Annotated in this window: 12 protein-coding genes; 8 read left to right on the top strand and 4 right to left on the bottom strand. The window is 73.1% G+C overall.

Annotation, left to right across the window (positions count from 1 at the left end; translation table 11 throughout):
* The 4 genes from ABD207_RS14630 to ABD207_RS14645 all read left to right on the top strand — a co-directional run.
* Window positions 1-189 (top strand): DUF6113 family protein (locus tag ABD207_RS14630; RefSeq protein ID WP_344013156.1); only part of this gene is annotated, 189 nt, incomplete at its 5' end.
* Between the two features lie 195 nt (window positions 190-384).
* Complete coding sequence (locus ABD207_RS14635) at window positions 385-2,610, top strand: hypothetical protein (RefSeq protein WP_344013157.1); 2,226 nt, start codon at window positions 385-387, stop codon at window positions 2,608-2,610.
* Between the two features lie 344 nt (window positions 2,611-2,954).
* Window positions 2,955-4,139: a sensor histidine kinase gene (locus ABD207_RS14640; RefSeq protein WP_344013159.1), complete on the top strand. Its 1,185-nt coding sequence runs from the start codon at window positions 2,955-2,957 to the stop codon at window positions 4,137-4,139.
* Window positions 4,136-4,750 carry a response regulator transcription factor gene (locus ABD207_RS14645; RefSeq protein ID WP_344001668.1) on the top strand — a complete coding sequence of 205 codons (615 nt, stop codon included), beginning with the start codon at window positions 4,136-4,138 and terminating at the stop codon, window positions 4,748-4,750. The genes ABD207_RS14640 and ABD207_RS14645 overlap by 4 nt, the downstream gene beginning before the upstream one ends.
* A gap of 55 nt (window positions 4,751-4,805) precedes the next feature.
* Here ABD207_RS14645 and ABD207_RS14650 read toward each other — a convergent pair whose 3' ends face one another.
* Both ABD207_RS14650 and ABD207_RS14655 read right to left on the bottom strand, forming a co-directional pair.
* Window positions 4,806-5,657: a transglutaminase family protein gene (locus ABD207_RS14650; protein WP_344013161.1), complete on the bottom strand. Its 852-nt coding sequence runs from the start codon at window positions 5,655-5,657 to the stop codon at window positions 4,806-4,808.
* 17 nt (window positions 5,658-5,674) lie between these two features.
* Window positions 5,675-6,727 (bottom strand): GNAT family N-acetyltransferase, encoded by a 1,053-nt coding sequence (locus ABD207_RS14655; protein ID WP_344013163.1) that lies wholly within the window; start codon window positions 6,725-6,727, stop codon window positions 5,675-5,677.
* Between the two features lie 141 nt (window positions 6,728-6,868).
* Between ABD207_RS14655 and fdxA the strand changes: the two genes are divergently transcribed.
* Both fdxA and ABD207_RS14665 read left to right on the top strand, forming a co-directional pair.
* Window positions 6,869-7,186, top strand: coding sequence for a ferredoxin (gene fdxA / locus ABD207_RS14660; RefSeq protein ID WP_167994178.1), 318 nt, complete (start codon window positions 6,869-6,871; stop codon window positions 7,184-7,186).
* Between the two features lie 174 nt (window positions 7,187-7,360).
* Entirely contained in the window at window positions 7,361-8,455 is a 1,095-nt protein-coding gene (locus ABD207_RS14665; protein ID WP_344013165.1) for a bifunctional succinyldiaminopimelate transaminase/glutamate-prephenate aminotransferase, read from the top strand.
* Between the two features lie 192 nt (window positions 8,456-8,647).
* Here ABD207_RS14665 and ABD207_RS14670 read toward each other — a convergent pair whose 3' ends face one another.
* Both ABD207_RS14670 and ABD207_RS14675 read right to left on the bottom strand, forming a co-directional pair.
* Window positions 8,648-9,118, bottom strand: a complete 471-nt coding sequence (locus ABD207_RS14670; RefSeq protein ID WP_344013166.1) for an ATP-binding protein — start codon at window positions 9,116-9,118, stop codon at window positions 8,648-8,650.
* 325 nt (window positions 9,119-9,443) lie between these two features.
* On the bottom strand, window positions 9,444-10,418 hold the full coding sequence (locus ABD207_RS14675) for a VldE C-terminal domain-containing protein (RefSeq protein ID WP_344013167.1): 975 nt from the start codon (window positions 10,416-10,418) through the stop codon (window positions 9,444-9,446).
* 83 nt (window positions 10,419-10,501) lie between these two features.
* Here ABD207_RS14675 and dapE point away from each other — a divergent pair, with 83 nt between their 5' ends.
* A complete protein-coding gene (gene dapE, locus ABD207_RS14680) occupies window positions 10,502-11,581 on the top strand; it encodes a succinyl-diaminopimelate desuccinylase (RefSeq protein WP_344013169.1) in 1,080 nt (359 codons plus the stop codon).
* Between the two features lie 119 nt (window positions 11,582-11,700).
* The gene (locus ABD207_RS14685) at window positions 11,701-12,459 is read left to right on the top strand and encodes an LOG family protein (protein WP_344013171.1); all 759 of its coding nucleotides are present in this window, start codon (window positions 11,701-11,703) and stop codon (window positions 12,457-12,459) included.
* Window positions 12,460-12,557: the final 98 nt, after the last annotated feature.

Here is a 12,557-nt window from a genome sequence, read left to right on the forward strand (position 1 = left end):
GCCGCGGGCGGCGGCTGGACGCTCGCCGTCATCCTGCTCACCACCAGCCGCCCGGAGGGTGACTTCCTGTTCGCCGCGAGCGGCGGCTCGTATCTCTTCCTGCTCGGCGGCATCGCTCTCGCTGTGATCTGCGCCACCCTTTCACCGGGCGGGCAACCCGACGGCGGTTCTGCCCGACTTGGCAAGTGACGTACCGGTTCGCCGGGTGACGGGGGTGCGGGTCCGGTGTGGGTTTCCCCAGCGGTCCTGGGATACGCGCGGGACGCGGACAGTATGGTGGTGCGCGCCGCCGAGCCTCCCCCAAGCCCTCGGCCTCGCCCGAGCCGGGGGGACCCCCCACCGTGAGGTCGTGACGGGCGGCGGAGCCAACCGGGAGAACCTGCCTTGAGTCGTGAAACTGACACTCCGTCCTCCGGGCCCAGCGGGCGCGGCGGAGCCGCATACCCGTCGGGCACCCCGCCCTACGGGACGCCGACGGTTCCGGAGGCGGGCACGGGTGCGGGCGGCGACGCGGCCGCGCGCTCGGAGGACCGCAAGACCGAGACCACGCTGACGACGCGGGTCCGCATCAACATCCCAGGATCGCGGCCCATCCCGCCCGTCGTCGTGCGCAAGCCCGTCTCGGACGTCAAGGGCAAGGCCGTCGCCGCCCAGAGCTCCGCGCCGGGCACCGGCACCTCCAGCGGCAGCGGCCAGAAGGCCGCGGGCGGCGACCGGCCGGCGCAGCCCGGTGGGCCCGGTGCGTCCGGTCAGGCGGCGGGCCAGGCCGCGCGGTCCGCGGAGCCGTCCGCCGGTGCCTCCTCCGTCCCCGCTCAGCAGCCCGCCGAGGAGAAGGCGACCAGCGACTGGTTCGCGCCCCGCAAGCCCCCGCAGTCCGCGGGCGGTTCGGGCGCCACCCCCGCCAACGGCACAAGCACACCGGGCGGTTCGTCCGGTTCGACCGGCTCGGGCGGTCCGGGCGGATCGGGCGGTTCGGGTGCACCTTCCGCTGGTTCCTCCGGTGCCAAGCCAGCGGGTGCGCCCGGCGGCGGACGTCCCGGTGGGGTAGTCGGCGCGATGAGCGTGCCCGGCGCCACCCGCTCCGGCGGCACGAACGGTTCCGCACCCGGCTCCGGGCTCCCCGGCGCGACCGGTGGTCCGGTGGCCCCCGGGCACGGCGGCGGCACCGGCTCCTTCGACGTCACCGAGGCGCTCGGCTCAGGCCCGCGCGGCAGCAGCGAGCCCCGGCGAGACGACCTGCCGTACTTCACCGGCGACCGCCCCGGCGACGCCGGCGACCGGCCCGGCCAGAGCGGTCAGGGCCCCGCCGGACCCACCACCGGCCCGGTCACCGGCAAGGGCCCGGCCGTCCCGGCGGCCGGCTACTCCGAGCCCCGTTCCGGCGCCTCCGAGGCCCCGGGCGGCTCCGCGGCCGGTCTCAGCGACGACACCGCGATCCTCACCCCGCAGGCCCCCGCACCGGAGGGCACCCCCGGCTACCCCCGGCACGACAACGTCTCCGGGCACACCGTCACCAGCGGCATCCCGGTCGTCTCGCCCGACGCGGACTTCGGCCGCGCGCCCGGCACGGGCGGCACCCCCGCCGGCGGCCCCGGCCCGCACACTCCGCCCAGGCTGCCCGAGCCGGTCTCCCCGTCCTCCGCGAAGTCCGCGCAGGCGCCGAAGAAGAAGGGGCGCAACAAGCTCGTCCTGGTCGGCGGCGGCGTGGTCGCACTCGTCGGTGTCGCCTACGGCGCCGGGCTGCTGATGAACCACTCCGACGTCCCCAAGGGCACCACCGTCCTCGGCGTCGACATCGGCGGCGGCACCCGCGACGAGGCCGTCAAGAAGCTCAACGACGCCCTCGCCGAACGGCTCGACAAGCCGCTCAAGCTGCAGGTCGCCGGCAAGACCGTCGAACTGCAGCCGGACAACGCCGGCCTCCAGCTCGACACCGACGCCACCGTCGAGGACGCCGCGGGCAGCGACTACAACCCCATCTCCGTGATCGGCTCCCTCTTCGGCAACGAGCGGGTCGTGGACCCGGTCATCCCCATCGACGAGGAGAAGCTGCAGGCCGCGCTCGAGGACGTGTCCGGCGGTGCCGGGTCGATGACCGAGGGCACCATCAAGTTCGTCTCCGGCAAGGCGATCCCCGTCTACGGCAAGGCCGGCCAGGGCATCGACGTCGGCCGGTCGGCCACCGCGGTCGTGAAGGCCTTCCGCACCCAGGTGGAGACCGGCTCCTCCGCCCCGGTGGCCGTCCCCACCACCGTCCGGCAGCCCACGGTGTCCAAGGCCGAGGTCGACCGGATGATGAAGGAGTTCGCCGAGCCGGCCATGTCGGCCAACGTCACCGTGCAGACGGACCCGGCGCACTCGGTGCCGATGAGCCCGGAGAAGTCCCTGTGGAAGTTCCTCAGGGTGACCGCGGTCGACGGCAAGCTGGTCGAGAAGCCGGACCTCAACGCCCTGAAGAAGCTGTACGGCGGTGCCTTCGACGGCGTGCTGATCACTCGTGCCAACGGGGAGAAGACGCCCGTCACGCCCGAGGACGTCTACGGCGCCCTGCGCGAAGCCCTGAAGAGCAAGACGGACCGGGTGGCGGTCATCGACACCGACCCCAATTGACCTGCACCGGCCCCAGCTGACGGCCGCCCGCCGGGCGGGACGTTCCCCGGCGGGCACGATGTTCCCCGGTGGGCACGACGTTCCCCGGCGGGGCATGACGTCCCCGGGGCTGGGTCGGCAGCAGACCGATCGCGAAGGTGGCCCCGCCCATCATCAGCAGGCTCAGCACCAGCAGCTTCTTGCGGCCCAGCCGGTCCCTTCGCGGCGCGGCCGATCGGCGCGCTGCTCTTCGGGCACTACGGGCATGAGGTCCGCCGGCCGGGCATGACATCCGTCATCCGCCGGAGCGGACCGACGGCACTGCCCATCCGTCAGCCGCGCGGGTGACCATGTCCCGTATGACCATGGCAACGACAAGCCCGGGCGGCCTCGGCGGCGCCGCCATGGGCAGACGTCCCGAGAACCGCAGACAGTGGATCGTCAAGATCCTGTGGACCGGGATCTGGCTCGTCTATCTGAGCGCCCCCGTCACCGACCTGCTGGACGGGGGCCACGGCGTGCTCGCCCAGGCGCTGGGCTGGCTCGGGCTGGCGGTGTTCGTCGTCTGGTACCTGCTGCTGGTCTTCCACACCGGCCGCAGCGAGCGCAACGCCCTGGCGCTCGGCTCGCTGGCGTTCCTCGCCGCCGAGTCCGCCCTGCTGGTCCTGGCCCTGGGCCGGGAGTGGCTGGTGCTGTTCGTGTACGTGGCCATCGCCTCCGGGGCCGCGCTGCCCCTGCGGCTGGCCCGCTGGACGATCCCGGGCGCCTCGGCGCTGATGGCGGCGCTCGCTCTCGCGGTGCCGGACGGGCGCGAGTTCCTGGGCGCCCTGCTCATCCCCGCGCTGCTCGGCGGCTTCGCCATGACCGGCGTACGCGAGCTCGTGCGCACCACCATCGCGCTGCGCGAGGCCCGGGCCACCGTCGCCCGGCTCGCCGCCAACGAGGAGCGGCTGCGCCTAGCCCGCGACCTGCACGACCTGCTCGGGCACTCCCTGTCGCTGATCACTCTCAAAGCCGAGCTGGCCGGGCGGATGCTCCCCGACCAGCCCGAGCAGGCGGCCCGGCAGGTCGCCGACATCGAGCAGGTCAGCCGCCAGGCCCTGGTCGACGTACGCAAGGCCGTGACCGGCTACCGGCGCCCCCGCCTGGCCGACGAACTGGCCGGAGCCAGGCTCGCCCTGGCCGCCGCCGACGTGGCCGCCGAACTGCCCGGCGAGCCCGACCTCACCGGCGTCCCCGAGGACAGCGAGGCCGCCCTGGCCTGGGCGCTGCGCGAGGCGGTCACCAACGTGGTGCGCCACAGCGGCGCCCGCCGCTGCACGGTCGAGCTGCTGCGCCGCCGCACCCCCGGCGGCCAGGTGCTCGAACTCTCCGTCGAGGACGACGGCACGGGCGGCAACGGCGCGGCCCACGGCAACGGCCTGACCGGCCTCGCCGAACGCCTGCACACGGCCGGCGGCACCCTGGAGGCGGGCCCCGCCGGCAGCGGCTTCCGGCTGGTCGCCCGTGTGCCGGTGGGCGCGCGGGCGGACGTAGGATCCCCGGCATGAGCCGAACGATCAAGGTCCTGCTCGCAGAGGACCAGTCGATGGTCCGTGAGGCCCTGGCCGCGCTGCTCGGGCTGGAGCCGGACATCGAGGTCGTCGCCCAGGCGGCCCGCGGCGACGAGGTGCTGGCGGCGGCCCGCGAGCACGCCGTGGACGTGGCTCTGCTGGACATCGAGATGCCCGGCGCCACCGGCATCGAGGCGGCGGCCGAACTCCACCGCGAACTGCCCGGCGTGAAACTCGTCGTGCTCACCACCTTCGGCCGCCCCGGCTACCTGCGCCGCGCCATGGAGGCGGGGGCCGACGCCTTCCTGGTCAAGGACGCCCCGGCCGCCCAGCTCGCCGAGGCGGTGCGCAAGGTCCTGGCGGGGGAGCGGGTGATCGACCCGGCCCTCGCGGCGGCGGCGCTGGCGGAGGGCGCCAACCCGCTCACCGACCGCGAACGGGAGGTGCTGCGGGCCGCCGAGGACGGCTCCACCAACGCCGAACTGGCCACCGCGCTGCACCTGTCCCAGGGCACGGTCCGCAACTACCTGTCGACGGCCATCCAGAAGCTGGCCGCGAGAAACCGCGCGGAGGCCGTCCGGATCGCCCGCGACAAGGGCTGGCTGTAGCGCCGGCGGCAGATCCCCCGCACCGGGAGGCTCTGCGGCCGACGCCGCCCGGTGGTCAGTTCAGCATCGCCCGTGCCGCCTGGGCCTGCGCCTGGATCCGGGTGGCGGCCGCCTCGTCCACGGCGGCCACCACGTCCGCGTACGCCTCCAACTCGTCGGCCCCTTCCAGGAACTGGCCGCGCCGCACCAGCACCTGCGCCCGCTCGTACCGCAGCCGCGCCGGATGCGAGGGGAGCAGCAGGGACAGATCCACCGCCCACAGCGCCACGTCCGACCGCTCCGGGCGCGCCGCGGCCCACGCCCGCACGTTGTTGAGGATCCGCAGCACGACCTCCAGCGGATCCGCCGGCCGCAGCATCGACGGGTCCAGGGGGGACCCCGTCGCGCCCACCACCAGCAGCTCCGCGTCCGCCCCGGTCAGCACCCGGCCCCCGTCGAAGGGATCGGCCAGCACCTGCTGCTCCGCCTCCCCGAAGCCGACGACGAAGTGCCCCGGCAGGGCGACCCCGTACACCGGCGCCCCCGCCCGGCGGGCGACCTCCATCCACACCACCGACAGCAGGATCGGCAGCCCCCGCCTGCGCCGCAGCACCTCGTGCAGCAGCGAGGACTCCAGCCGCCGGTAGTCGCCCGGGGTGCCGTGGAAGCCGTACCGCTCGCCCAGCAGATCGCGCAGCGCCTCGGCCCACGCCCGGGGCGTGCCCGGCCGGTAGGGGAGCTGTCCGGCCAGCTCGTCCAGTTCGATCTCGGCGGCGTCCATGCCGGCCTCGTCCAGCTTCCCGTCCGCCTCCGCGCCGACCAGCAGGCACAGCGTGGACAGGCCGGGCCGCTCGCAGCGGGCTTCCTCGGCGAACCGCCGTCGCAGTTCGGCGGAGCGCTCGGGCGGTGGAGGGTGAGGGGTCCGCATGCCCCGTTGGTGCCCGGTCACGATGATCCGCTACCGGACGGAGCCGCTGATTCCGAGGACGATTCCGAGCCATTCCGGGGCTCCCGGTAATGGTGGTACGCGTGATGCGCCGCGAAGCCCATCCGCTCGTACATCGCCCGCGCGGCCTCGTTGTCCTCCTCGACCTGCAGCCAGGCCGCCGACGCGCCCTCCGCCAGCGCCTGCCGGGCCAGCGCGGCCATCACCTCGGTCGCGAGGCCCTGCCGCCTGCGGTCCGGGTCCACCTCGACCGCCGCGAACCCGGCCCACCGCCCGTCGACCACGCACCGCCCGATGGCGGCCGGCGGCGCCCCGTCGTCCCCCGGCACGGTCGCGAACCACACCGACGGCCCTCCCGTCAGCACCCGCAGCGCCACCTCGCTCACACCCTTGCGCCGGTACCGCGCCAGCCACGCCTCGTCCGCCTCCCGCGAGAGCACCACCCCGGACGGCTCCGCCTCCGCGTCGGCGACCGGCGCCAGGGCGGCCACCCACACCTCGGCGGTCACCTCCCGCACCCAGCCCCGCTGCTCCAGCTCCGCGCACAGCAGCTCCTGGGTGCCCTCGGCGCCGGTCGCGGTCTGCACGTACGCGGGCAGCCCGCGCTCGGCGTACCAGCGCCGTACCGCCTCGAGCGCCGCGTCCAGCGGCATGCCGGGGTCGCCGAGCGGCAGCACCGAGTTCGCCCGGCGGGTGAAGCCCGCGGCGGCGCGCAGCTCCCACTCGCCGAGCCGCTCGCTCTCCACCGGCCGCCAGGCCCGTGCCGCGGCCCGCGCCAGCTCCTCGTAGGACGCCGCGGGCCCTCTGCGACGCGCCGGTGCGGACGGCACCACCTTGCCCGCGACCAGCGCGGTCTCCACGATGTGGACGCTCTCCCCGTTCTTTCGTGTGATACGCAGCACACCGTGGTCCCATGATGTGAGAACACCGACCGTGTCGGTGAACTTCACACCCGAGGGACCATGTTCGATCAAGCTGCGTACGGAGACCCGTTTCCCCACGTCAGCAGCGGTGATACGGACCTCGAGACGCCCGCCGGCCGAGATTTCCACAGGTCGGTGCACCCCTCCTGTTCGGATCATGCCCAGGAACGGAGATACTAGGGGCGGGCATCGACGACGCCGCGCTCCCGCGCGCCAGGCGGCGGAGCCTTGAGGTGGCCCGCCAGCGCCCTATCGAGGAGGAACGACAGCGTGACCTACGTCATCGCGCAGCCTTGTGTAGACGTCAAGGACAAGGCGTGCATCGAGGAGTGCCCGGTCGACTGCATCTACGAGGGCCAGCGGTCCTTGTACATCCACCCGGACGAATGCGTCGACTGCGGGGCCTGTGAGCCGGTCTGCCCGGTCGAGGCGATCTTCTACGAGGACGACACTCCGGAGGAGTGGAAGGACTACTACAAGGCGAACGTCGAGTTCTTCGACGAGCTCGGCTCGCCGGGTGGCGCCAGCAAGCTGGGTCTGATCGAGCGGGACCACCCGCTGATCGCCGCGCTTCCGCCGCAGGCCTGAGCCCGAGCCGGCCACCAGCGGCCCGGCCCGTAGACCTGCCGCCTCGGTCCCGTACGGCCTCAGACCGCCGCGCGGGACCGAGGCGTCTGGCGAGCCAGGCGCTGCCGAGGCAGGCGCCGGCCGAGGCACGTGTCTGCCGAGCCGGGCGCCGAAGCAGAAAGAGAGTCAGCACCCGTGTCCGCAGTCTCCGACCGGCTGCCCACCTTCCCCTGGGACGAGCTGGAGCCCTACAAGAAGACGGCCGCCGCGCACCCCGACGGCATCGTCGACCTGTCCGTCGGCACCCCGGTCGACCCGGTGCCCGAGCCCGTTCAGAAGGCCCTGATCGCCGCTGCGGACTCTCCCGGCTACCCCACGGTGTGGGGCACCCCCGAGCTGCGGGACGCCATCACCCGCTGGGTGGAGCGCCGGCTCGGCGCCCGCGAGGTCACCCACCGGCACGTCCTGCCGGTCGTCGGCTCCAAGGAACTCGTCGCCTGGCTCCCCACCCAGCTGGGCCTCGGCCCCGGCGACAAGGTGGCCTTCCCGCGCCTGGCCTACCCCACGTACGAGGTCGGCGCCCGCCTGGCCCGCGCCGAGTACGAGGCCTACGACGACCCCACCGACCTGGACCCGGCGAACCTGAAACTGCTCTGGCTCAACTCCCCGTCCAACCCGACGGGCCGGGTGCTGACCAAGGAGGAGCTGACCAGGATCGTCGCCTGGGCCCGCGAGCACGGCGTCCTGCTCTTCTCCGACGAGTGCTACCTCGAGCTGGGCTGGGAGGCCGACCCCGTCTCGGTGCTGCACCCGGACGTCAACGGCGGCTCGTACGACGGCATCGTCTCCGTGCACTCCCTGTCCAAGCGCTCCAACCTCGCCGGTTACCGCGCCGCGTTCCTGGCGGGCGACCCGGCGGTGCTGGGCCCGCTGCTCCAGATCCGCAAGCACGGCGGCATGATGACCCCGGCGCCGACCCAGGCGGCGATGATCGCGGCCCTCGGCGACGACACCCACGTCCACGCCCAGCGCGAGCGGTACGCGGCACGGCGTGCGGCCCTGCGCGACGCCCTGGTGGGCCACGGCTTCCGCATCGAGCACAGCGAGGCAAGCCTCTACCTGTGGGCCACCCGCGACGAGTCCTGCTGGGACACGGTCGCCCACCTGGCCGGCCTGGGCATCCTGGTGGCCCCGGGCGACTTCTACGGGCCGGCGGGCGAGCGGTTCGTCCGCGTCGCGATCACGGCGACGGACGAACGGGTCGCGGCGGCGGTCGCCCGCCTGCGCTGACGCCGGCGCGACGAGCGACGCACACGAATCACGCCGTCACGCCGGCGAACGACGCACACGGTCACGCTGACGAACGACGAACGACGAACGACGAACGACGAACGGAGACGGGGCCCGGGGAGAACACCCCGGGCCCCTTCCCTGTGGAATCTCGTGGATCCTGCGGCCCTTGTGGAACGAAGTTCCTGCGACTCAGCCGACCGGCAGCCCCTTGACCGGCAGGTTCTTCGTGGAGACGCCGCTGCCCTTGGTCAGGCCGTTGCCCTTCGTCAGCGAGCCGGTCCCGAGCGCATCGCCCTTCGAGGCCGAACCGGCGGTGTCGCCGAGGATCTCACCCGCCGAACCGGCGGTGTCACCGGCGGCCTTCTGCGCCACCGGCGTCGTCTTCTTGACGGCCTTGCCACCGGCCTTGCCCGCGGCCGGCACCGCCTTCTTGACCGCCTTGCCACCGGTGTCACCCGCGGTCTCGGTGATGCTCTGCGCTGCGCCGTCCACGGTGCTGCCGACGTTCGCCCCGTCCAGGGCGGTCAGCCCGCCGAGGTTCGGGTTGGCCGGCAGCTGGGGCGCCGCGCTGGCGGAACCGGCCGCACCGACCCCCGCAGCCGCTCCCGCAGCGACGAGCAGCGCGGCACGGGCGATCCGACGGGTCAGGGGGAGGGACATGGTGCTCCTTCGACGGGAGAGAACGGTGAAGTGTCCGAAGTTGCCCATGAGTTGATCGACTGGCTGTTGATCTCGGGGCGCGGACGCAGTGAATACCGCTCGAAGTCCGGGAAGGTTGCGGCGCACCGATGTAAAGAGTTGGCAATGCGTCGCATTATCGGTTGTGGATAAAGGCGGGCAAAGGGCGCCTTCCCGAAGCGGCTGCGGAATCGCTTCGGCCGCCTGATTTCAAGGGATCCGGGCAGTGGCACACAGGGACACGAAAACCTGCGCACCCCGTCAGCCGGGAGCGACGCCCCATAACCCCTGGGAGTGAGTGGCCGCACTACTGCACGGTCGTTATCCGGACCGCCCCGGCGCCGTCGGAGGCGTCCGCGGAGGCCTTGCCGTCGATCGCCCGCCACTGGCTGTCGGTGTTCCCGGCGAGCCATTCGCGGCCCGCGTAGGACACCCGCTTGATGTGCAGTTCCGAGGCGTTGGCCACGGCCCAGTGGGCCAGCTGCCAGCCCCGGGCGCCCGCACTGCGCCCCGCGGCGCCCTTCTCGGCGGTGACCGGAAGCGTCACCGTGCCCGGCTCGGAGTCCGCCGGCGCGCTCGCCGCGGGCGACGGCTTCCCACCGCCGTCCACCTCCGCGCCGGCCGGGTCCAGCACGTCCCGGCCGAAGTCCCGCACCAGCGCGGCCCGTACCGCGTCCGCGCCCGCCGCCCGGGTCGCCGCCGGACGGCCCTCGCAGGTCAGGGTGGCTCCCGAGCGGCCGGTGAGAGCCGCGGCCAGCAGCGCGGCGTCCGGCTCGTGCTTGGCGTACGCCTGCGGATACCCGCTGCGCTGCACCTTCTGCGCGGCGACGGTCAGCGGCAGCCGCGTGTAGCCCGGCACCTTCACCAGGTGCTCGTAGAACTTCCCGGCCGCGTACGCCGGATCCATGATCTCCTCCGGGGTGCCCCAGCCCTGCGAGGGACGCTGCTGGAACAGGCCGAGGGAGTCCCGGTCGCCGTAGTCGATGTTGCGCAGCGCCGACTCCTGCAGGGCGGTCTCCAGCGCGATCGTCACGGCCCGCTCGGGCAGCTCCCGCGAGGTCCCCACGGCGGTGATCGTCGCCGCGTTCACCGCCTGCTCGGGCGTGAACTCGTAGCTCGCTCCGTCGCCCTCGGCGGAGACCACCTTGCAGCCCGGCGCTCCCGTGCCCCCGGTGATGTACTGCACCACCAGGTAGCCGGCGACCGCGAGCAGCACCACGAAGGCCGCCCCGAAGCGGAAGAGGCGGCCGCGACGCTTGGAGGGAAGGGACGACTCTGGCACGCGTACAAGGTACTGGAGGGTACGGAGGCCCGTGAGCCGGGTGTGGACAGTGGGCCGGCACCTGGCGGGTTAGGGTCGACGGCATGGCCGACACCCCGCTTGACCTCACGCTGGACGCCGCCCGCCTGACCGCGCAGCTGGTCGACTTCCCCTCCGTCAGCGGCACCGAGAAGCCGCTCGCCGACGCGATCGAGAACGCGCTGCGCGCCCTGCCGCACCTCACGGTCGACCGGTACGGCAACAACGTCGTCGCCCGCACCGACCTCGGGCGTAAGGAGCGGGTGATCCTCGCCGGTCACATCGACACCGTCCCCATCGCGGACAACGTGCCCTCCCGGCTGGACGAGGACGGGGTGCTGTGGGGCTGCGGCACCTGCGACATGAAGGCGGGCGTCGCCCTCCAGCTGCGGATCGCGGCCACCGTCCCGGCCCCCAACCGCGACCTGACCTTCGTCTTCTACGACAACGAGGAGGTCGCCGCGCACCTCAACGGCCTCAAGCACGTCTCCGAGGCCCACCCCGAATGGCTGGAGGGCGACTTCGCGGTGCTCCTCGAACCCTCCGACGGGCAGGTGGAGGGCGGCTGCCAGGGCACGCTCCGGGTCCTGCTCAAGACCAGCGGCGAGCGCGCCCACTCCGCGCGCTCGTGGATGGGCTCCAACGCGATCCACGCCGCCGCCCCGATCCTGGCCCGCCTCGCCTCCTACGAGCCCCGCAACCCGGTGATCGACGGCCTGCAGTACCGGGAGGGCCTCAACGCGGTCGCCATCTCCGGCGGCGTGGCCGGCAACGTCATCCCCGACGAGTGCGTGGTGACGGTCAACTTCCGCTACGCGCCGGACCGTACGCCGGAGGATGCGGTGGCCCATGTGCGGGAGGTCTTCGCCGACTGCGGGGTGACCGAGTTCGTCGTCGACGACCACAGCGGCGGCGCGCTGCCCGGACTGTCCCACCCGGCCGCCGCGGCGTTCATCGAGGCGGTGGGCGGCACCCCCCAGCCCAAGTACGGCTGGACCGACGTCTCCCGCTTCTCCGCGCTGGGCATCCCGGCCGTCAACTACGGCCCCGGCAACCCGCACTTGGCGCACAAGCGGGACGAGCGGGTCGACACGGCGAAGATCCTCGCCGGGGAGGAGCGGCTGAGGTCCTGGCTGACCTCCTGAGACGTCCGGCGCCCCGAGACGTTTAACCCGGCGCCGTGCGGACATGCTGACGTCCCTCGTACGTAACCCGCGTAGATCTACGCTGAGGGCTGTACGACGGCACGACGGAGGGAGCGCACATGGCGACGGGTAACCCCCGCGGGAAGAAGCAGCCGCCGAAGGAACGGCGCCTGGGCCCGGTGCTGCGCAGGCGCGACCAGGTGCAGCCCAGCACCACCGACCAGCGGCTGCTGGACGAGCGTGCGCCCACCGACTGGGTGCACACCGATCCCTGGCGCGTGCTGCGCATCCAGTCGGAGTTCATCGAGGGCTTCGGCACGCTGGCCGAACTTCCGCCCGCGATCAGCGTCTTCGGTTCGGCGCGCACGCCGGTGGACTCGCCGGAATACGAAGCGGGGGTGCGGCTGGGCCGCGGGCTGGTGGAGGCCGGGTTCGCGGTGATCACCGGCGGCGGTCCGGGCGTCATGGAGGCGGCGAACAAGGGCGCGTGCGAGGCCAGGGGCATCTCGGTCGGGCTCGGCATCGAGCTGCCCTTCGAGCAGGGGCTGAACCCGTACGTCGACATCGGGCTGAACTTCCGCTACTTCTTCGTCCGCAAGATGATGTTCGTGAAGTACGCCCAGGGGTTCGTGGTCCTCCCCGGCGGCCTGGGCACGCTCGACGAACTCTTCGAGGCGCTCACCCTGGTCCAGACCCAGAAGGTGACCCGCTTCCCGATCGTCCTGTTCGGCACGGACTACTGGGGCGGCCTCGTCGACTGGCTCCGCGACACGGTCATCGCCCAGGGCAAGGCGGCCGAGCACGACCTCCTCCTCTTCCACGTCACCGACGACGTCGAAGAAGCAGTCGCCTTGGTCTCCAAGGAAGCGGGCCGCTGACGTCCACTTTTCCTTCCCGCCCACCCACCCGTTTTCCTTCCCGCCCACCCACCCGTTTTCCTTCCCGCCCACCCACCCGTTTTCCTTCCCGCCCACCC

Source organism: Streptomyces thermospinosisporus, from assembly GCF_039526425.1.
GTDB lineage: Bacteria > Actinomycetota > Actinomycetes > Streptomycetales > Streptomycetaceae > Streptomyces > Streptomyces thermocarboxydovorans.

Bases quoted from the DNA above. Each gene is read 5' to 3' on its own strand.
- ABD207_RS14670 (WP_344013166.1), bottom strand. From the start codon at position 9,118: ATGTCCCTCCCCCTGACCCGTCGGATCGCCCGTGCCGCGCTGCTCGTC.
- ABD207_RS14645 (WP_344001668.1), top strand. From the start codon at position 4,136: ATGAGCCGAACGATCAAGGTCCTGCTCGCAGAGGACCAGTCGATGGTC.
- ABD207_RS14650 (WP_344013161.1), bottom strand. From the start codon at position 5,657: ATGCGGACCCCTCACCCTCCACCGCCCGAGCGCTCCGCCGAACTGCGA.
- dapE (WP_344013169.1), top strand. From the start codon at position 10,502: ATGGCCGACACCCCGCTTGACCTCACGCTGGACGCCGCCCGCCTGACC.
- ABD207_RS14640 (WP_344013159.1), top strand. From the start codon at position 2,955: ATGGCAACGACAAGCCCGGGCGGCCTCGGCGGCGCCGCCATGGGCAGA.
- ABD207_RS14685 (WP_344013171.1), top strand. From the start codon at position 11,701: ATGGCGACGGGTAACCCCCGCGGGAAGAAGCAGCCGCCGAAGGAACGG.